Here is a 19,989-nt window from a genome sequence, read left to right as displayed (position 1 = left end):
TGGGATCTGGGGCGGGTTGTCGGATTTGATCGGACGCAGGCCCATCCTTGTCGTCGCTCTGATCAGCTTTGCCGTCACCTTGGCGGCTTCGGCGCTCGTGCCAAGTTTGCCCGTTCTCTATGTCGGGCGGATCTTGAATGGCGGCCGCGCTGCCGGAGAGGGTTTGACTTCGGCAGCGCGGGATCCTCGTCTGCGCGAGTCGTCCCGCTGCCTCTCGCGGCCGCCCGGGTTCTGGCCACTGCTGTAGGTAACGGGACTGCTCTTCCTAGAGGTCGATCAACCGGCCGCTTCACGCCACCGCGGCCGGTGCCTGAGACGGCTGAGCCTTGCGCCGTTTACGGGAGGGGTATTGCCGAATGAGTATTCTCGGACTTTTGCCCGCTGTTTGGAGAGCTACGTGAAATCACATTCCTCACCGTCGCTTCAATTTCTCGGGGCCGCAGGAACAGTTACCGGATCGCGGTACCTGCTTGAAACGGATGGTCACCGCGTCCTCATCGACTGCGGTCTTTTTCAGGGCTACAAGCAGCTGCGCGATCGCAATCGCGCGGCATTCCCGGTGCCGCCCGAAATCATCGACACGGTGGTGCTCACTCATGCGCATCTCGACCATTCGGGCTATATTCCCGCCTTGGTGCGCGATGGCTTTCGCGGCAAGATCATATGCACTCCCGCCACCGCCGAGTTGTGTTCTCTGCTACTGCCCGATAGTGGCCACCTTCAGGAAGAAGAGGCAAGGTACGCGAAGGAGCGAGGCTATTCCAAGCATGCCAACCCTGCGCCGCTCTACACTCTTGAGGATGCGAGGACTTCGCTGGAACATATCGAGACTCGGGATTTCGATAGCGAATTCGAAGTCCGGCCCGGCGTTCGAGCCCGTTTCATCCACGCTGGGCATGTTCTTGGCGCCGCGCAGATAAGCTTGAAATTGGCCGGCATGACTGTGCATTTCAGCGGTGATCTCGGGCGCCCGCAAGACCCACTGATGCGGCCACCCCAACCGCTGCTTGAAGCCGACATACTCGTGTGCGAGTCCACCTATGGCAACCGCAGACATCCGCGACTTGATGCCGAGGCGGAACTCGCTCCGGTGATCCGGCGTGTCGCAGCTCGAGGCGGCGTGATCGTAATCCCCGCGTTCGCCGTCGGCCGCGCCCAAGGCATCATGCTGCACATTGCCCGCCTAAGTCAGCGCGGCGAGATCCCGGCCGTGCCAGTCTTCCTCAACAGCCCGATGGCTGTCGACGCCACGGAGATCTATCACCGTTTTCATGACGAGCATCACGTCGGCGTCGATGAATGCCGGGCGATGTACTCGATCGCCACACTGGTGCGCTCTGTCGAAGAATCCAAGGCCCTGAACCTCAGGCGGGGCCCGATGATCATCATATCGGCAAGCGGCATGCTCACGGGAGGACGGGTGCTGCACCACCTGCAGGCGTTCGGATCGGATGCGCGCAATGCGATCCTGCTTTCCGGTTTCCAGGCTGGAGGCACGCGAGGTACGGCTCTTGTAGGCGGCGCCGACCACTTGCGGATGTTTGGACACGACGTCCCAATCCGCGCCGAAGTCGTTCAGCTTGAAAGTTTCTCCGGACATGCGGACGCCGACGAAATTCTTGAGTGGATGCGGCACGCTCGCCGCGCACCCAGGATGACGTACCTCACGCACGGCGAACCGGATGCCGCGGATACGCTGCGTGGCCGCATCAATCGCGAACTGCAATGGCAGGCCCGCGTCCCCGAGCATCTAGAAGAGATTAGCTTGGAGGACCCGGCATGAACAGCGCTCATAGCCGGTTGCGCCTCGTCCGAGCAGGCATCGACACATACCAGCAACCCGTCGTCTACATGCACCGCGACTGCCATGTCTGCCGGTCGGAGGGCTTTACAGCGCTCACCCGGGTTCTGGCGCGCAGCGGCGACAGGGAGGTGGTTGCCACACTCAACGTCGTTGTCGATGACCACCTTGAACTGGATGTGGCCGCACTGTCCGAGTCCGCCTGGACAGCGCTCCGGCCAGGCCCTGAGGCATGGGGCGTATTCAGTCACCCGGAGCCGCCCGCTTCGGCACCGGCGCTGCGGGCGAAGGTCTTCGGCCAGCGTATCGGGGAGACGGACTTCCTCGCCCTGATGCGCGACACCGTCAGCAACCGCCTGTCGGACATGGAACTGACGGCATTCGTCACGGCCTGTGCCGGCGAGCGGCTCGACAATGAAGAGACGATTGCTCTCACAAAGGCAATGTTGGCGGTCGGAGAACGCATCGATTGGGGCAGCGGCGCGGTATTGGACAAGCATTGCGTCGGCGGCCTTCCCGGAAATCGCACCACGCCCATCGTCGTTGCGATCGTTGCGGCCGCTGGTCACCGAATCCCAAAGACGTCCTCGCGTGCCATCACATCCCCCGCGGGCACCGCCGACGCCATGGAGGTCATGGCGCCGGTGGCACTGGACCTCGAGGCCATGCGACGGGTGGTCGAGCGCGAAGGAGGCTGCATAGTCTGGGGCGGAAAAGTCCGGCTCAGCCCTGCCGACGACATTCTGATCCGCATCGAGCGCCCACTCGACTTCGACAGCGACGGACAGTTGGTCGCAAGTGTGCTTTCGAAGAAGGTCGCCGCCGGCTCGACCCACGTGCTGATCGACATTCCGATCGGACCGACCGCCAAGGTGCGTTCTTCCTCAGCCGCCGCGTTGCTTGAGGCAAGGCTCCTGGCGACAGCTCAGGCTCTCGGACTTAACCTGTCGGTGCTGCGCACCGATGGCCTGCAGCCCGTTGGATACGGCATCGGTCCGGCTCTTGAGGCGCGGGACGTGCTGAGCGTCCTGCGCAACGACGCAGCGGCGCCCCGCGATCTCCGCAGCCGTGCGCTCGACCTTGCTGGCGTCTTGCTCGATACCGCACCCGGGGCCGCGCCCGGCAAAGGACGGGCATTGGCCTGCACACTGCTCGACGACGGCGCCGCTTTGCGCAAGTTTGTTGCGATCTGCGAGGCACAAGGCGGATTTACCGAGCCAGGAATGGCTCCTCACATCCGTCCGGTTTTCGCCAACCGAACCGGCCAGATCCGTCAGATCGACAACCGTCGGCTTGCAAAGGTCGCCAAGCTCGCCGGCGCTCCCGGCAGCGCTATTGCTGGAATTGATTCCCGCCTTCGCATCGGCGACGGTATCAAGATCGGCGAGCCGCTTTTTGAAGTCCACGCCCGGTCGCCAGGAGAGCTGGAATACGCATTTGAATATGCTTCGGCTCATCCAGACATTTTCGAAATCGGGGCCGGACAATGACCCGCGTGCTGCTTCCTTTCCCGTTACAGCGAACCCTGGCTGACGCGATAGCCCCTTTGCTGGGCGCGCGAACCGGCCGGCTGGACTGGCGCCACTTTCCGGATGGCGAATCCCTGGTCGCGATCGAACAGGATTTGCGCGGCTTTGATGTCGCGCTCGTTGCCAGTTTGCGCAATCCCGATGCACTTGCCATGCCGCTGCGGTTCGCCGCCGCGACAGCGCGCGAGTTCGGCGCTCGCTCCGTAGGCCTCATAGCGCCTTATCTGGCCTACATGCGCCAGGATAAGCGGTTCAATCCCGGCGAAGCGGTAAGCGCGCCAGTGTTCGCACGTTTCCTGGCGGAAAGTTTCGATTGGCTGGTGACGGCAGATCCCCATTTGCACAGGAATCCCAAGCTTTCCGAGCTGTTTCGGATCCCGGCCCATGCGGTGGCCACGGCTTCCCTTATCGCAGAATGGATCCGTGTCAACGTCCCGAACGCCATCCTGATAGGTCCCGACAGTGAAAGCGACCGATGGGTATCCGAGATCGCCCACCGCGCTGGTGTTGCCTTTCAGATCTTGACGAAAATCCGACGCGGTGACCGCCACGTCGAGGTAAGCCTTCCTTCGATCGATGCGGCTCGCAGCCGAACTCCAATCATCGTTGATGACATCGTTTCGTCGGGAGGGACCATGATCGAAACCCTGGATCACCTGAGGCAGCTTCGTCTGCCTCCCGCAGTCTGCATTGTCATTCATCCCGTGTTCGCTCAAAACGCCTACGCGCAGCTGTTGGCGGCCGGTGCCGAAAGGATCGTGAGCACGGACTCAATTCCGCATCCGTCGAATACGATTTCCATTGCCGGCTTGCTGGCTGAGGCCAGCGCCGAATTGTTCGGGAACGCCCTCTCTGCCCGGTAGTGATGAACAATGCCGCCCGTTTATATTGATTTGTAACGGTCGTTGCATTATTGCTGCTATATGACCGCTACAGCTTGGCTCTTGCTCACGTACAAAGTGCCCCCGGAACCGGCGACGAAGCGTATCGCGCTGTGGCGTGCCGGCTCAAGGGTATGGGTGCGATCTACCTGCAGAACGGCGTCTGCCTGCTGCCGAAGACTGACGATCATGTCCGTCGGCTGAAAATGCTGGAGAACGACGTTTCCGAGATGGGCGGCGAATCCGTCATCCTGGAGACCATTGCCCTTGATCGCGCCCAAGAGGACAAGGTGGTCGCCCGCTTCAAGGCGGATCGCGACGACCAGTATCGCGAGTTTCTCGGCCGGTGCGCCGGTTTCGAGGTCGAGATCGCCAAGGAGATCACGATCAACAAGTTCACCTACGCCGAACTCGAAGAGGAAGACACCGATCTGAAGAAGCTCCAGGGCTGGCTGGAGAAGATCAAGAAGCTCGATTTCTACGGTGCATCACTTGCGGATGAAGCCGCCGAACGACTGCGGGCCTGCGAGGCTTTGCTCGACAGTTACGCTCAACGGGTCTTCGACGCTCATGATGAAAATCGGTGAGGTGATCGGCCAGGATGACGGAACGGGCGCGATGACAGCCGAGACAGTTGATCGCTCCGGAGCCCGGCAGGGGATTCCCGTCGGCATTTGGGTCCTCGGCTTCGTTTCGATGCTGATGGACATCTCGTCGGAGATGATCCACGCGCTGTTGCCCATCTACATGGTGACGGTGCTCGGAACTTCGGCTCTGACCATCGGAACCATCGAGGGCATTGCCGAAGCAACCGCCTCGATCACCAAGGTCTTCTCCGGCGCGCTCAGCGACTGGCTCGGCAAGCGCAAATTCCTCGCCGCGTTCGGTTATGGCCTGGCGGCCCTCACCAGACCGATCTTTCCGCTGGCACATTCGATCGAATGGCTCATCGCGGCGCGATTCATCGATCGTGTCGGCAAGGGCATTCGCGGCGCGCCACGCGATGCACTTGTCGCCGACCTCGCCCCGCCGCATCTGCGCGGCGCGAGCTTCGGTCTGCGCCAGACGCTTGACACTGTCGGGGCTTTCATAGGCCCGCTTCTCGCCATCGGCTTGATGTGGCTGACGGCGGATCATTTTCAGGCGGTGTTCTGGATTGCAGCTATCCCGGCATTGCTGTCGGTCGCCCTGATCCTCGTCGCCGTCAAGGAGCCGGATCGTCCGCTGGACCTGCGCCGTGTTCGCATGCCGTTGCATCGCGACGAACTGCGGCGGATGGGAGCGACCTATTGGTGGGTTGTGGGGATCGCGGCACTCTTCACGCTCGCTCGCTTCAGCGAAGCCTTCCTAATTTTGCGTGCGCAATCGATCGGCCTGCCGTTGGCATTGGTCCCGGTTGTTCTGGTGATCATGAGCCTCGCCTATTCCTTGTCGGCCTACCCGATCGGTGTGCTGTCCGATCGCGTGAATCGCCTGACTCTCCTGGCCATTGGTCTTGTGCTTCTTCTGCTGGCTGACCTCGTACTCGCCCTCGCGACAGATTTTGCCTGGCTTGGGACCGGCGTCGTGCTTTGGGGCCTCCACATGGGCTTCACCCAAGGATTGCTCGCAACCCTCATTGCTGAGACCGCGCCTGCGGAACTGCGCGGGACCGCGTTCGGCATGTTCAATCTTATGACCGGCGTCGCGCTGCTCGTCGCCAGCGTCGTCGCCGGCGCGCTTTGGGACTTGACCGGGCCGCAAGGCACATTTCTGGCAGGAGCCACCTTCACCGTGCTGACGCTCGCAGGATTGTTTGTCATCCGCGGTCGGCTGAAAGGGCGGGCAGATGCCTGAATACCTCGGCGCCAGTCCACTGGCCTCCACCCATCAATTGTCCCCAAGGCCGAACCAAGGAGCTGCCGATGTTTGAACTCGACGCCGCGGTAACACACGCAATCAATGGATTGGCGGAACGCAGTGCGGTCGTCGATTTTCTGATGATCTGGGTTTCCTCCATCGGCGTCCCGCTTCTGGTGCTTGCTGTCGTAGGACAATGGTGGCGGCGAGCCGAAAGGCCTCACGCTCGCCACGCGCTTGTCGCGGCCGGACTCTCGTTCCTTCTTGGGCTCGCCCTTAATCAGCTTATCCTACTCGTCGTTCACAGGATGCGGCCGTATGACAGCGGCGTAACTCATGTCCTGATCGCCCCCAGCGCCGATCCATCATTCCCCTCTGATCACGCGACAGCGACCTTTGCCATCGCGGCGGCGTTCCTTCTGCATGGCATGCGGCGCGTCGGGCTTGGTTTCCTCGCCGCCGCGGCACTCGTGACCTTCTCTCGCGTCTATATCGGAACCCACTACGGCAGTGACGTTCTGGGCGGGGCGCTGACTGGGGTTATTGCCGCCTTCGCCGTTCGCGCGGTCTATCGGCAAGACACCCGCATCGACCGCCTCGTCACTGGCATTCTATAGGAAGCCTCGGGATGCTGACGTCCCTGGTCTCATCGGTGGTCGAATTGCTGACGGCGCACCCGCATGTGGCCTATCTGGCGGTGTTTCTGCTGGCGCTTTCGGAGTCGATCCCGATCATCGGCGTTGTCATCCCAGGCACCGCCGTGATCCTCGCGCTCAGCACCCTGGTGCCGAGCGGCGTATTGTTGCTCTGGCCATTGCTGATCGCAGCCACTTCAGGCGCCATCGCCGGTGATGGTTTTTCATTCTGGCTCGGGCACCGATACCATCGCGAGATTCTTGGCCTCTGGCCACTGAACCGGAACCCCGAACTGATCGAGCGCAGTGATGCCTTTTTCACGCGTCACGGCGACAAGAGTGTTTTTCTCGCACGCTTCACGCCGGGCGTCCGCGCCTTCATTCCGCTGCTCGCCGGCATGCTGGGAATGCCGGTCAGACGGTTCTATGCCGTCAATGTCGCGTCGGCGATCGCCTGGGCGCCGTCGCATATCCTGCCGGGTGTGCTCGTCGGTGCCGCCTTCGGCATCTTCGGTGCAGCCGCAAAGCCGCTCGCGATCCTGCTGGTCGTTCTGGTCGTGGCAGGTTGGGTGGTTGTACATGTCGTGCGCTGGACGTTGCGCCGCGGCATACCCCTGCTCATCGTTGGTGTGGAACGGCTGCGGAGCTGGGCCGGCGCCCGCGACAGCTGGCTCAGCCGCAATCTCACCAGTTTGCTTGATCCTTCGCAGCACGAGGCGCGGGCTCTCGCATTGCCGATGGTTCTGCTGATCGGTGCAGCATGGCTGTTCTTCGGCGTCCTTGAAGATGTCGTCAGTGGCGACCCTTTGGTGCTCGCCGACAGCGCGATCTATCGCGCCCTCCAGGATCTTCGCACCGCACCCGGCGATGCGTTGATGATAGCCATCACCGAACTCGGCGACACCGTCGTCGTGGTCGCGGTCACGATCATCATCTTTCTATGGCTTGCCTGGAAGCGGGCCTGGCGCACTGCCGGTTACTGGATCGCTGCAATCGCCGGCGCATCGGCGCTCAACACGGCCATCAAGGTGGCATTGCATCGAGCCCGGCCCGGTGAGTCGCTGTATTCTGGCTGGAGCGCCTTTTCCTTTCCAAGCGGCCATAGCACCATCAACATGGTGCTCTACGGATTCCTCGCCTTCCTCATCGCGCGTGAACTTCGCCCGGCGCTGCGCTTGTCGGTCACTCTCGGCGCCGCGGTCCTGATATTTATGATCGCGTTCTCACGCCTCTACCTCGGTGCGCACTGGCTGTCCGACGTGCTTGGGGGCTTGGCGTTCGGGTCCGCGTGGCTCGCGCTGCTTGGACTATCCTACCTGCGCCGGCAAACCGAGCGCATTGAACCAAGTGGGCTGCTCGCCGTCGGATGTGCGGCGCTTATCCTCGCCGGCGGCTTCCATATCTACCGCAGCCACGCGACGGATCTCCAGCGATACGCCGTCAAAAGCGCGACGCAATCCATTGCGGCCGCTGATTGGTGGGCGTCGGATTGGCAGCAACTGCCGGCCCGGCGCATCGACCTTACCGGCGAGACGCAAGAGCCGCTAACGTTCCAGTGGGCCGGTAGCTTGCAAAGCCTGCAAGACGTCTTGCTGCGGAAGGGCTGGCACACATCGACAGCTTGGGCGCCATTGAGCACTCTGACCTGGTTCACCGGATCGGCCAGTCCGGCCAATCTTCCGGTTGTTCCCTTTCTCGCCGGCGGTCGCTTTCCCAGCCTTACCCTTGTTCGACAATCCGGTGACGTTGTATTCTTGGATTCTCGTCTCGTGCTCCGGCTGTGGGCCGCCGACGTCGAGGTTACCGCCGGACAGACCGCGCCGCTTTGGATCGGGTCTGTCGTCGAGGAGCGTCTCACTCATCCTCTCGGGCTGGTCACTCTGGCCTCGACGCAGCCCAACGTCAACGCGCCGCGAAAAGCGCTGGCCGAGGCTCTCGACGGAGGACGCCTCGTTTCACCGGCCAAAAGAGTGACGGCCTCGGATTGGGACGGACAGGTACTATTGGCTCGCCAAGATGAGATGCGGAAGTGAGTCCGAACGGTCGCCGGTCACCCGTTCGACCGACTCGTATGTCGGTGCAGAGTGCATCCTGTCGCTCTCGGCGACGCAATGTCCGCGAAAACGGCTCATTGAACGGCATTTCGCGGAACAACGTCTCGAGCAGCGCGCATTTCCAGCAGTGTGCCGTCGGCGAAGTGGGCTTCATCACAACCACAGAACACCAGAACGGCAGCACCAGTTCAGTTAGGCTAGGCAGGAACATCGGCTACGACTGCCGTGCGAGCATTGTCCTGAAGCGCGACAAAGCAACGGCAACAAACGCGGCGCCCAGCGCTGCCATTGCTGCCAGGTCCTTCCAGACGAGGTCAATTCCGGCGCCACGATAGAGGACCGATTGCGCGAATCTGACAAAGTGCGTCGACGGCGACGCGTACATGATGTCTTGCAGCAACACCGGCATGCTCTCGAATGGCGTGAACGAGCCTGATAGCAGGAACATCACGATGAAGACCGGGATCGCTAGCAGCGCAAATTGCGGCATCGAGTTCGCGATAGTCGCCAGCAAGATGCCGAGCGATGTCACTGCGAAGAGATAAACGGCGGCCCCGGCAAGGAAGAATTCCACCGATCCCACGATTGGCACTTGCAGCGCGAACTGCACCACGAGGTGGAGCGAAAGCCCTGCCGCCAGCAGGACGATCAGACCATTCGCCCAGATCTTTGCCGCAAGAATTTCGTTCGGCAGCACAGGCATCACCAACAAATGCTCGATGGTGCCGCGCTCGCGTTCGCGCATCACAGCCGCGCCGGCGAGGATGACTGCGAGGATCGTGACATTGTTGATGATACCCATACTCGCGGAAAAGCGGATCGCCTCAAGGTTCTGATTGAACAAGGCGCGGATGACCGGCTCGATCGGTACGGCCTGGCTGGCACCGTGCTGGTGCAGAAAGTTTGCTGTCTCGCGGGCGATGATTTGCTGGATGTAGGCCGTTCCGACGGCAGCTTGTGCCACTGCCGTAGCATCGACATTGATTTGTATTGATGGGCCGCGGTTCGCCAAAAGATCGGCTTCGAAACGCGGCGGAATATCCAGGACGAACGTATACAGTCCCTTGTCCAGGAGTGCATCGAGCTCCGAGCGATCGATTTCGCGGGGTGCGCGAAAATAAGGTGGTTGCAGGGCGTCCTTGATGCGAGACGACAAGGCCGAGTGGTCGGCATCGACGACGGCCACGCCAGCATTGCTTACGTCGGTCTTCATGGCGGTCGCCTCGGAGTAAACGGCGACCGTGAAAACGTAGACAATCAGTACGGCCATGACCACGTCGCGCGCGAGGCTGGCGAGCTCCTTGACCCCGAGATGAAAAACGTTGCGAACCCAATATCGCATGGCTAGACGCCTTGCTTGCGGACCGACAGGCGGGCCAGCAGGAGAAACAGGATGCCAAAGCCGAGCAATACAGCGATCTCGGGAATAAACGCGTTCGCCTCGAGCCCTTTGGCAAAGACGCCGAGGCTGACGGTTTGGAACCAAAGTGCGGGAAATGAAAGCCCCATCAGACGAGCCGGGCCTTCAAGTGTGGAGGCCGGGAAAAGGAACCCGGAATAGTGTGCCGCAGTCATTGCGGTCAGGATCGCAGTTGCAAAAATCGCCGCGACCTGTGTCGAAACGAACGCCGACACCAAAAGGCCGAAGGCGGTTGCCGCAAACACGTAACCCAAGGCCGCAATTGACAGGGCAAGCACGGACCCCTTTGGGACGACACCGAGCACGGCGGCGGCCATCACCACAAGGCTCACAAAACTGATAAAACCGGTGGCAACATAGGGCAGCTGCTTGCCGATGAGGTATTCGCTGACCGTCGCGGGAGAGGCGTAGACGTTCGTGATCGAGCCCATCTCCTTTTCCCGCACGACGGCGAGTGCCGTCAGCATCGCTGGAAACACGACCAGCAGAAGCATTATCGACCCCGGCGTGATTGCGAATACGCTGCGGAAATCCTGATTGTATCGAAACCGCGGCTCCACATTGACCGGCAGCATCTGCGGATCTTGGCCCTGCAACTGAAGATGGCGCTCCGCCGCGTAGGTCAGAACCGCACCCTGGATATAAGCGCGCGCCGTCTCCGCTGGAAACGTACTGCCTCCGTCAAGCCAGAAGCTCACCTGCGGCTGCCGATCCTGCAGAAGGTCGCGACCAAAGCCGGGCGGAATATCGACAGCGAACCGCAACTCGCCCGATCGCAAGCGATTGTCGATCTCGAACTCGTCTCTCAGTGGTGACTGTTCGACAAAATAGCGGGAATGCGAGAATTGCTCCAGGAACAAGCGGCTCTCAAGAGACTGATCCCGATCGATCACCGCGTAACGAAGATTTTCGATGTCAAACGAGATGCCGTAACCAAACGTCGCCAGCAGCAAAAGAGGCCCGAGCAGCGCGAAGGCAAGCCGGACCCGATCTCTCAGGAGTTCCACCGCCTCTCGCCGGGCAAAGGCCCAGATTCGGCGCAGAGGTGCCGCCGCCGATCTGTACGGGAGATCTGACAGGGATCTCGTCTCTGACCCGGACAGACCAGACGCATCAGTAGGCTTAACGCCGGCGGATGATGCAGGTAGATCCTTCGGTGCGACCGACTGTGCCGATGCCTCCTCGAGATAGGCCACAAAGGCGTTTTCGAGATTATCGGCCCCGCGCGCAAGGCGAAGCTCCTCAGGGCTGCCGATCGAAAGAACACGGCCGGCATGCATCAACGAAACGCGATCGCAGCGCTCGGCCTCGTTCATGAAATGCGTCGATATGAAGATCGTCACTCCATCGCGGCGCGACATCTCGACGAGGAGACGCCAGAACCGGTCACGTGCCGCCGGATCGACACCTGAAGTGGGTTCGTCGAGGATCAATATTTCCGGCTGATGCAGGCATGCGGCGGCGAGCTGGAGCCGCTGGCGAATCCCGAGCGGCAGCTCAGTAGGCAACGCGTTCGCAACGGCGTCGAGGTCGAATCGGGCCAATGCCGAGGCGACGCGTGCCTCAAGTTCGCCCGCCGCAGTCCGAAAGAGGCGTCCATGAAGCTCCAGGTTTGCCCTGACGGAAATCTCCTCATAGAGCGAGAAGGATTGCGACATGTAGCCGATGCGCATTCTTGTCGTGATGTCGCGGGCATCGACCGGCTTTCCCAACAGCTCGGCTCGCCCTTCGCTTGCCGGCAGAAGGCCCGTGAGCATCTTCATCGTCGTCGTCTTGCCGCAACCATTTGATCCCAGAAATCCGAAGATCTCTCCGCGCTGGATTCGGAAGCTGACGTGATCCACTGCCGTGAAATCGCCGAAGCGCATGGTCAGGTTATCCGCGGCGATCGCGGGAGGACCGTCGCTAGGTTGCAGTTCTGGAATAGCGAGCTGCGTGCGATCGCCACGACGTTCAGGGCGCTGCAGAGCGATGTAGGCTTCCTCCAGCGTGCTAGCCTTGGTTTGGGCAAGGATCTGGGCCGTGTCACCCGCGGCGATGACCCTGCCCTCATCCATGGCGACGATGTTGTCGAAGCGCTCAGCCTCTTCCATGTAGGCGGTCGCAACCAGTACCGTCAGGCCGGGACGTTCGAGGCGGATACGTCCGATCAGGTCCCAAAATTGGCGCCGCGACAGAGGATCGACACCGGTCGTCGGTTCATCGAGGATCAATAGGTCGGGATCATGAATCAAGGCGCAGCAGAGTCCAAGCTTCTGCTTCATTCCGCCGGACAACTTGCCGGCCGGACGATCCGGAAAAGGATCGAGGCCGGTGGCAGCAAGCAGGCGTGCGATGCGCCGACGGCGTTCGCTTTCACGCTGCCCATACAAACGGCCGAAAAAATCGATGTTCTCGACGACGGAGAGTGTCGGGTAGAGGTTGCGGCCGAGACCCTGCGGCATATAGGCGATGCGTGGCGAAACCATATCACGGTGAGAACGCAACGCCATGTTGCCGCCAAGAGCCGTCACGGTCCCGGATTGGATGCGTTTGACGCCGGCAATCAGGCCGAGCAGGGTGGACTTGCCGACGCCATCGGGGCCGATGAAGGCCGCTGTCATTCCACGTGCGATCGAAAGGCTGACGCCGTCGAGCGCATTTGTTTTGCCATAGCGGTGATGGATCGCATCAACTCGAATGGCGGGTCCCTCGTCAGCGGTCATCCGGCAGCCTCGGCGTCAGATTGGCCGGCCAGGCTGCTCCGGCCTGCACTTTGACGTAAGCGTTGCCGGTCATGCCTGCTTTCACATAGCCGCTGTGCTTTTCGAGTATCCGCGGATCGATATGCAGCTTGATCCGATACATCAGCTTCTCGCGTTCATCGGCGGTCTCGACGTATTTCGGGGTAAACTGTGCGTCGGCTGCAACGAAGGAAATTGTCGCCGGAACGACATATTCCGACGATCCATCGAGCACGATCCGCGCCTCCGATCCGAGTTCGACACGTCCGACCTGGCTGGTGGGCAGGAAGATGGTCATATTGACGTCTGAAAGGTCGAGAAGCGTGAGCACCCGCCCGCCCGCCGCAACAACCTCCCCAGCCTGAGCGAGACGATATTCGACGCGGCCCGACACTGGAGCTTTCAGCGTCATATCAGCAATCACCGCTTCAATCTGGGTGATCTGAGCCTCGGCAGCCTCCACCGCCGTCTTGGCGTCTTCGACGGCCACTTTGGCGATGTCCAGAGAGGCCTTTGAGATGTCTCTCTGCGCCGTTCGGCGGTCCAGTTCCGCTTGTGTGGACGTACTGGTGCGCGCGAGCTCAACGATGCGTTTAAGCTCGACTTCGGCCAGCTTCAACTCCGCCTCGCGCAGCGCAACATTGGCCTCGGCAGTTGCTACACCCTGGTGGCTGCGGTGGACGGCAGCTCTCGCCCCGGCGCGCTGCGCAAGTATTTCTGTCGTGTCTATACGCGCAAGGATACTATCCTTTTCGACATTAGCGCCCTCGTTGACGCCCACCTCAGCGAGGCGACCGGCATATTTGGTTGCGATGTCGACCCGCTCGACTTCGATGCGACCATTGGCCCGTGCCAATCCCACCGGAACACGGGCTGCCTGTTCCTTCAGCCAGTATGCGTAAGCACCACCGGCGGCAGCGACGGCGAGGACTGCGACAGTTATGATCGGAGCAATACGCATTTTTGATCCATTTGGACGCACGTGCCGGACAGTCTGCCGAAACTGCTTTGGTCCAGCTTCGGGAAAGCAGTTTGTAATGTCGTAAGCTTGAGCCAGGTGATTGCTTTGACTCAACGCAAATACGAGCAACGAACATGTATCGACGTTTGGCCTTGCCAGATGCCATGGCCGGTACCCGAACGCAAGACACACCCCTGGAGATCAGCGCCGGGCACTACCTTGGCGAACTCGGTCAACTCAAGCTTCCTCGTCGCGCTTGAGGCCGGTCGAGACTTTCCGCCTTCACCCGTTGCGGCGCGCCGAGCCAAATCGTTAATGAGCTAGTGCCCGTGTGAGGGCGGAGGAGCAGCAGACCCGTAGCAGTTTCTGGCGTCGCTCGGCTTTGGTCCGCATGGCGTGCCGGCCCAATGTCCAGCGGGCAACTGTTGGCACCCCGAAATGATCAAGGCCGCAGCCAGCATCGTCAAAGCAGGCATGCCTCGCATCAGAGGCCCTCTAACCAGTGGAGTTTCGTCGCCCCCGATGAGACCCGACGTCTCTACGTTATTTTCTTTCATATTTCCTGTTCCCATAATTTGTTGAAGTTTGCTTTGATCAGCAGCGCCGCCGGGTAGAAACAGCGGTATAAATGGCATTGTATCGCGATCGACTTCGCCTTCTTTGAGCCAGATCAAAACCTGCTCCTTGAACGAGCTGCTCCGTAAGATTCCAGGGTTGGCCGACAGCGGCCGGAAGGAGTGCTCGACCCCTATTTGTCTTCGATGGAGACCTCCTGCGGACGGCGCTCCATCGGCGAATGGCCACACATAAGGGAGTCCGCCCGTTTGGCGCGACGACGGAGCACCCCAGGCAATGAAACAAGCCCGTCTGGCTATCAGCGGCACGTTGGACGACCTCCTCGATTAAGCGGATGGCGTCGTGGATTTGCACGCCAAAGCAGGTCGCAGCAAAGAAAGTCGAGGTCTACCGCCCTCGGTTACACCCACTGGCAAAGCGAACTCTCGGACGGTACACTGCCGATAGGATCGAAGCCGGGCAGATCGGCAATTCGCCCGTTTGCCCCCGGGGCATAGGCTAATGCGAACCGCACGCCCAGAACAAATACGATGGCACCTATCGCGGTGGTCGATTCTGTATGTGCAGGCCGGCTAAATCTGCCGCAACAACAGGATGCCCCGCATCATGAGGCGTCAAGTGATCGAAGGAATGGTCCTGGCGGCGCTTGGTACAGTTGCCACCGTTGGCGGGCTTCTTGTTGCACCGGCCACTGCCGGTGAGTCAGCGAAATCTGCGATCGCGCCCGGGCTTGTGTTGCCAAGCATGAATGCCGAACGTGGCAAGAAGCTTTTTGCCGGCAAGGGATGCGTGGTGTGCCACTCGATCAATGGAGTTGGCGGAACGGACGCCGTGGCGCTCGACGAGAAAACCCTGGATCCCATCATGAGCCCATTCGACTTCTTCGCCAAGATGTGGCTCGGTGCCGAAACGATGATCGCGATGCAGAACGAGCAGCTCGGCCAGCAAATCGAGTTCACGGGTCAGGACCTCGCTGACATCATCGCATTCGTCCACAATGCGGATGTGCAGAAAACATTTTCGCAGGCTGACATTCCAGCCGACATCAAGGAGCACATGGAATCTGACAAGGCGTCCAACGGCTCCCAGATGATGATGGAGGGCCATGGCGGCATGGTGAGCGGAAAGTCTAAGGGGCAGTAGGCTTGCCTGCCGACATCGACGGGGACGCCGATCATCCTCTCAGCGGTCTTCTGATTGATCCCGTAGCACTTTGCCAGCGCCCTCAGGCTCTCTTGACTAGCTCGACGGATCGCCTTTGTCGTCGTGGCGCCCATGAAGAACTTGGCCCGTAGGGCATCCCCTGCTTCGGACGACAAGGATGCCCGATCAAAACATGGGATCAAATCTGTCGCACGCCGCCAAGCGCGTTGGCGGCTCCAGTTGGGTCTTCGGCATGCACGAGGCGATGGTTCGGCGCGACGTGCAGCCTGCTCGCCGTTGCCGCCATCATCGCGCACCGCCGCAACTGTGACTACGCCCTCGCGGTGTTGCTCGAGGTCAAAAAACATCAATCGCGCCGGCGACGAACTCATCGATCAACTGCGGCACGCGGGAAAGATGAACGGCAACGATGTCGTCAACCCGCTCCTTCAATTGGATGGCCGGCAAGCCATCTCTGGTCGCCAGCTTTACTTGTACAAGCGCCGGGTTGGTCACCGGGGCGCCAATCCGACTGACCATAAAGCAATATGCTGCCGCGATTTCGGGTACTGTCACCGCCAGCGTTCTGGCAATCTCGCGCGCGAGGATATTGTAGATCTTGCCAACATGACTGACCGGATTCTTCCCGGCAGCTGCCTCGAGGCTCATAGGCCGGCAGGGCGTTATCAAGCCATTTGCTCGATTGCCGCGGCCCACCTGACCATCGTCCCCCGCCTCTGCCGAAGTCCCGGTAACGGTTAGATAAAGCGCGCCAGAGGGGGGATCATCTGCCGCGTTGACGGCGACTCGGACGGAAGCAAAGCCGTGATGGGCGGCAAGCTCCCGCACAAGCTTTTCGATGGACGCCTTTGCGGCTAGATAGTCGTCGATATGCGCCACGTGACGCCCGATAATGGCGCATGCGACTGTCAGGTCTACCGTCTCCCCGTTTCGCACTCCCATGACCTTGACGTCCTCACCCCACGCGGGATGCTCACCGTCACGGATCTTTCCATTGACCTGCTTCTCAATCGCGAGGACCATCCGCTCAAGTGGGCTCATCGGCGCATAGCCAACACCAATTGACGTGTCGTTGGCGAGATGGATTTGTGACCCGGATCGCCGCGAGAACACCGCCTGCAGATCGTACGAGCCTGGCTGAATCAATTCGTGAATGCGCACGTCGCGCTCGGCATCAAGCGCATGCAAGTTGGTACGCAGCCACGCCCGCGATCCCTCGACCGCGATTTCGTTGATCCGGACGGCTTCGTTTCCAACCTGCGTTACGGCTCGTCCGGCCAAGTAGATATTGATAGGAGCCAGCACAGCACCGCCTCCGAAGGCTGGCGCTGCGCGTCCGCCACAGAGAAGCGCCTTGTCGACGTTGTAATGGAGGACGCTCCCAAATCGATTTTGATATTCGCGAGAAAGGTTTTGTGAGAGCGTCTCGGCAAGCGCGTCGCAGATCGTGTCTGGGTGTCCGAGACCTTTGCGCTCGACGAGCTCCACTGCATTATCGGCGATCTCAAGCGCGGAAACGATGATAGTCGCCATGTGATCTTGCCTCAACCCGCTGCGAGAGCATCGCTCTGAACCGCAGCCTCTGCGAAATTACTCGGTGGAGACCCGGTACGTGTAGCATTCGCTTATATCCGAGTTTTCGCTGCGAGCGGCCCTACATTTGTATTCTTCGTTCTTGCGGTCGCCTGCCCGATCTAGATGTTTAGTCCCACGGTGTGATGGTAGAATTGATGCCGCCATCGACAAGGACAGACTATGGGACAGACACTTCACGGGAGCGCCACGACCACTCATGCGGTCCGAGCTGCGATACAGCGATCGAAAGCTTCGATCCAAGAATTGAGCGGACGCTACGGCATAAACCCCAAGACGGGGACGAAGTGGAAGAAGCGCGATTTCGTCACCGACACGCCGATGGGTCCGAAGGATGTGCGCTCGACAGTGCTCTCAAAGGAAGAGGAAGCTGGTTGTCGCCTTCCGCAGGCACACGCTGCTGCCGCTCGACGATTGCCTCTATGCGCTCCAGGCCACGGTCCCACATCTCACCCGTTCCAGTCCGCATCGGCTGTTCCAGCGCCACGACATCAGCCGCCTGCCAGGCATCGAAGGCGCCAAGCCGCGCAAGAAGTTCAAGGCCTACCCGATCGGCTACTTCCATGTCGACATCGCCGAAGTCTGGACCGAGGAGGGCAAGCTCTACATGTTCGTCGCCATCGACCGAGTAAGCAAGTTCGCCCCGGCGTTTTTTGGCGAATACGTTCTAATTCCGTGTAAGCCCATCAAACAGGTCGCGCCGACTCCTGGTCAAACTCTCTCAACCAGCCGCCTTCAAATCCCGCTCGTTGCAGGCCGCTGCGGATATACCGGCATGAGCGCATCAACCGCCATAAGAGGCCGTTGGCTTCGTTCTCGATCATCAGGACAACGGGGCCTTCGTTGAGGCCGAAATGCCAGGGCGACACCCACCATCCAAAGGCGTCGTCGGACGTTCCCGGATGCGTCGGATTGAACGCCGCCTTGAAACCATAGGCTTTGACGGCTTTCAGCTTGGCCTGGTGGATGCAGAAGCTGATCGCCGGCCGGACGATTTCGGCAGCGAACGGCAAGGATGCCACGACGGCCCACGGAGCGAGCGTGCCATCGTCGGGGCCATACGGGACACCGCGCGCCACATAATCCTCGAACCGGCGTTCGATGCCGTTCAACTTGAGCGTGGAAGGGCCAGGACCCTCGCTTGCGGTAATGCCCCAGCAATATTCGCCGTAGCCATCAAAACCTCGCGGGTTCTCGATGGCGTAGCGGTGCTGGACGAGGGTGGCGCGTCGGCTGTTCTCGAAATAATCGCTTCCCTTGCTACGCATGAAGGCATCCTGCACGCCGCGAAAATCGATCCATACGTGCGAGAGCTGGTGGATGAACAGCGGCCCCGCATAGAGATAGTCGTAGCCGTAACAGTGCTCCCATCGAAATGTCGCGGTCCAGGCCGCATAGCTGCTCCGGGGTAAGGGATGTGTCGGCGAACCGAGCCCCAGGACATAGAGCAAGAGCGCTTCGTCATAGCCTTCCCAGCGATACTTCAGGAATCCGTGCTCTGGTGTCCAACCATGGGTGACGGTCTCTCCCCCGTCCTGCGCCCAGCGCCAATCGGCTCGGTGATAGAGCGTTTCCGCCAAGGTCCGGATCTCGGCTTCGGCCGCGGTGTCGGCATCGAAATACTGCCCTGCAGCCAGCGCGCCCGCCAGCAGGAATGTACTGTCGATGGTAGACAGCTCGCATTGCCAGGCCCGCCGGCCAGTTTGCATGTCCAGGAAGTGATAGTAGAAGCCGCGATATCCCGTAGCGTCCGGCTCCGGCCCCTGCGGACTGTTCCAGAAGAAGCGCAGCGTTGCCAAAGTGCGTTCCACAGCCGCGCTTCGCGTCATGAATCCGCGCTCGACCCCCACTGGATAGCAAGCCAGCGCCAGGCCGGTGGCCGCGATGCTTGCGGGCCAATTTGCTTCGGTCTTGTCCAGAATGAGACCGTTGGCAGGGTTCGCCTCATGGATGAAGTAGTCGAATGTCTCCCGCTGCAGCGTCGCAAGATCGTCTTGCGTGGCAGACGTGTTCATCAGGTGGTTGGCGTGCGAAGGTTGCGATTGCACCAATGTATTTACCCCCGGCCGTTTTTCACGGATGCGCCAGGTACAGGTGGTCGAACACACCTTTGACGCCCCTGACGCCCTCGGCAACCACGCGGACAGCATCCCGTTCACTCTGCGATGAGACCGCTCCCGAAAAATAGACCAGGCCATCGGTGACCGTGAGCGTTATTGCGTCTCCGTTGACGCCTGCGTCCTCTTGCAACCGTGTAAGAATGCTGCGCCGGATCGCATCGTCACCTGCCGCCGTGTCGTCGTCTAATTTTGCCGCAACGACGACGCGCAGAAGATCGGCGCGGCTGACAACGCCGACCAGACGCTGTCCCCTCATGACCGGTATGCGCTTGATTCCGTGCTCCTGCATCAGCGCAGCAATTCGCTCTATCGGAGTTTCCTCATCGGCCACGATGACATCCGAGGTCATCAGATCCGCCACTTTCCAGCTGTGGCCCTTCACATAGCCGCGCGCCCCACCTGCCGGAAACGCTGAGGCACCGAGCTCCGACCTGCGCAGGAAATCACCTTCGCTCACAATTCCAGCCAGACGGCCGTTGTCATCGACGACAGGCATGCCACTGATGCGATGATCCAGCATGATCCGTGCTGCGTGTCTTACGCTGTGGTCGGGCGACACGGTAACAACCTTTGCAGTCATTACATCCTTTGCTTTCATCTGCCTCATCCCTAGCTCAGTTCAATTGAACAGGCGCCAAGTGACCATGCGCCCGGGCACCAATTGGCGGCATCGTAGCGTAGACGTGCCCGGCC

The 19,989-nt window shown here is 60.7% G+C and carries 14 protein-coding genes and 1 pseudogene; 9 read left to right on the top strand and 6 right to left on the bottom strand.

Annotation, left to right across the window (positions count from 1 at the left end):
* Positions 1-397: 397 nt before the first annotated feature.
* From AC56QP_RS34430 to AC56QP_RS34400, 7 genes are all read left to right on the top strand, one after another.
* Positions 398-1,783 carry an MBL fold metallo-hydrolase RNA specificity domain-containing protein gene (locus tag AC56QP_RS34430; RefSeq protein ID WP_489861514.1) on the top strand — a complete coding sequence of 462 codons (1,386 nt, stop codon included), beginning with the start codon at positions 398-400 and terminating at the stop codon, positions 1,781-1,783.
* Positions 1,780-3,291, top strand: a complete 1,512-nt coding sequence (locus AC56QP_RS34425) for a thymidine phosphorylase family protein (protein WP_489861515.1) — start codon at positions 1,780-1,782, stop codon at positions 3,289-3,291. The genes AC56QP_RS34430 and AC56QP_RS34425 overlap by 4 nt, the downstream gene beginning before the upstream one ends.
* Complete coding sequence (locus AC56QP_RS34420) at positions 3,288-4,193, top strand: ribose-phosphate diphosphokinase (protein ID WP_489861516.1); 906 nt, start codon at positions 3,288-3,290, stop codon at positions 4,191-4,193. The genes AC56QP_RS34425 and AC56QP_RS34420 overlap by 4 nt, the downstream gene beginning before the upstream one ends.
* Before the next feature lie 152 nt (positions 4,194-4,345).
* Positions 4,346-4,798 (top strand): Chromate resistance protein ChrB, encoded by a 453-nt coding sequence (locus AC56QP_RS34415; RefSeq protein WP_489861517.1) that lies wholly within the window; start codon positions 4,346-4,348, stop codon positions 4,796-4,798.
* 31 nt (positions 4,799-4,829) lie between these two features.
* A complete protein-coding gene (locus tag AC56QP_RS34410) occupies positions 4,830-6,047 on the top strand; it encodes an MFS transporter (protein WP_489863447.1) in 1,218 nt (405 codons plus the stop codon).
* A 68-nt stretch (positions 6,048-6,115) separates the two neighbouring features.
* Complete coding sequence (locus AC56QP_RS34405) at positions 6,116-6,667, top strand: phosphatase PAP2 family protein (protein ID WP_489861518.1); 552 nt, start codon at positions 6,116-6,118, stop codon at positions 6,665-6,667.
* Positions 6,668-6,678: 11 nt separating this feature from the next.
* Positions 6,679-8,718 carry a bifunctional DedA family/phosphatase PAP2 family protein gene (locus AC56QP_RS34400; protein WP_489861519.1) on the top strand — a complete coding sequence of 680 codons (2,040 nt, stop codon included), beginning with the start codon at positions 6,679-6,681 and terminating at the stop codon, positions 8,716-8,718.
* A 235-nt stretch (positions 8,719-8,953) separates the two neighbouring features.
* Here AC56QP_RS34400 and AC56QP_RS34395 read toward each other — a convergent pair whose 3' ends face one another.
* From AC56QP_RS34395 to AC56QP_RS34385, 3 genes are read right to left on the bottom strand one after another with little or no spacing between them, the layout of a single operon-like run.
* Complete coding sequence (locus AC56QP_RS34395) at positions 8,954-10,081, bottom strand: ABC transporter permease (protein ID WP_269908199.1); 1,128 nt, start codon at positions 10,079-10,081, stop codon at positions 8,954-8,956.
* A gap of 2 nt (positions 10,082-10,083) precedes the next feature.
* Complete coding sequence (rbbA, locus tag AC56QP_RS34390; protein WP_497100900.1) at positions 10,084-12,864, bottom strand: ribosome-associated ATPase/putative transporter RbbA; 2,781 nt, start codon at positions 12,862-12,864, stop codon at positions 10,084-10,086.
* A complete protein-coding gene (locus AC56QP_RS34385; protein WP_269908201.1) occupies positions 12,854-13,843 on the bottom strand; it encodes an HlyD family secretion protein in 990 nt (329 codons plus the stop codon). The genes rbbA and AC56QP_RS34385 overlap by 11 nt, the downstream gene beginning before the upstream one ends.
* A gap of 1,182 nt (positions 13,844-15,025) precedes the next feature.
* On the opposite strand from AC56QP_RS34385, the gene AC56QP_RS34380 reads away from it, so the two are divergent.
* Positions 15,026-15,562, top strand: a complete 537-nt coding sequence (locus AC56QP_RS34380; protein WP_489861520.1) for a c-type cytochrome — start codon at positions 15,026-15,028, stop codon at positions 15,560-15,562.
* A gap of 357 nt (positions 15,563-15,919) precedes the next feature.
* Here the strand turns inward: AC56QP_RS34380 and AC56QP_RS34375 are convergent, their stop codons facing one another.
* On the bottom strand, positions 15,920-17,116 hold the full coding sequence (locus tag AC56QP_RS34375) for a methionine adenosyltransferase (protein ID WP_489861522.1): 1,197 nt from the start codon (positions 17,114-17,116) through the stop codon (positions 15,920-15,922).
* Positions 17,117-17,338: 222 nt separating this feature from the next.
* Here AC56QP_RS34375 and AC56QP_RS34370 point away from each other — a divergent pair.
* Positions 17,339-17,819, top strand: a pseudogene (locus AC56QP_RS34370) (transposase family protein); the annotation flags it as partial.
* A 43-nt stretch (positions 17,820-17,862) separates the two neighbouring features.
* Here AC56QP_RS34370 and AC56QP_RS34365 read toward each other — a convergent pair.
* On the bottom strand, positions 17,863-19,191 hold the full coding sequence (locus tag AC56QP_RS34365) for a glucoamylase family protein (RefSeq protein ID WP_269908229.1): 1,329 nt from the start codon (positions 19,189-19,191) through the stop codon (positions 17,863-17,865).
* A gap of 58 nt (positions 19,192-19,249) precedes the next feature.
* The gene (locus tag AC56QP_RS34360) at positions 19,250-19,894 is read right to left on the bottom strand and encodes a CBS domain-containing protein (protein ID WP_269908204.1); all 645 of its coding nucleotides are present in this window, start codon (positions 19,892-19,894) and stop codon (positions 19,250-19,252) included.
* Positions 19,895-19,989 lie beyond the last annotated feature (95 nt).

The organism is Mesorhizobium sp. RCAM 05104 (assembly GCF_059683645.1).
This window is presented reverse-complemented; position numbering and strand designations above follow the sequence as displayed.

Bases quoted from the DNA above. Each gene is read 5' to 3' on its own strand.
- AC56QP_RS34425 (WP_489861515.1), top strand. From the start codon at position 1,780: ATGAACAGCGCTCATAGCCGGTTGCGCCTCGTCCGAGCAGGCATCGAC.
- AC56QP_RS34420 (WP_489861516.1), top strand. From the start codon at position 3,288: ATGACCCGCGTGCTGCTTCCTTTCCCGTTACAGCGAACCCTGGCTGAC.
- AC56QP_RS34415 (WP_489861517.1), top strand. From the start codon at position 4,346: ATGGGTGCGATCTACCTGCAGAACGGCGTCTGCCTGCTGCCGAAGACT.
- AC56QP_RS34410 (WP_489863447.1), top strand. From the start codon at position 4,830: ATGACAGCCGAGACAGTTGATCGCTCCGGAGCCCGGCAGGGGATTCCC.
- AC56QP_RS34405 (WP_489861518.1), top strand. From the start codon at position 6,116: ATGTTTGAACTCGACGCCGCGGTAACACACGCAATCAATGGATTGGCG.
- AC56QP_RS34400 (WP_489861519.1), top strand. From the start codon at position 6,679: ATGCTGACGTCCCTGGTCTCATCGGTGGTCGAATTGCTGACGGCGCAC.
- AC56QP_RS34395 (WP_269908199.1), bottom strand. From the start codon at position 10,081: ATGCGATATTGGGTTCGCAACGTTTTTCATCTCGGGGTCAAGGAGCTC.
- rbbA (WP_497100900.1), bottom strand. From the start codon at position 12,864: ATGACCGCTGACGAGGGACCCGCCATTCGAGTTGATGCGATCCATCAC.
- AC56QP_RS34385 (WP_269908201.1), bottom strand. From the start codon at position 13,843: ATGCGTATTGCTCCGATCATAACTGTCGCAGTCCTCGCCGTCGCTGCC.
- AC56QP_RS34380 (WP_489861520.1), top strand. From the start codon at position 15,026: ATGAGGCGTCAAGTGATCGAAGGAATGGTCCTGGCGGCGCTTGGTACA.
- AC56QP_RS34375 (WP_489861522.1), bottom strand. From the start codon at position 17,116: ATGGCGACTATCATCGTTTCCGCGCTTGAGATCGCCGATAATGCAGTG.
- AC56QP_RS34365 (WP_269908229.1), bottom strand. From the start codon at position 19,191: ATGAACACGTCTGCCACGCAAGACGATCTTGCGACGCTGCAGCGGGAG.
- AC56QP_RS34360 (WP_269908204.1), bottom strand. From the start codon at position 19,894: ATGAAAGCAAAGGATGTAATGACTGCAAAGGTTGTTACCGTGTCGCCC.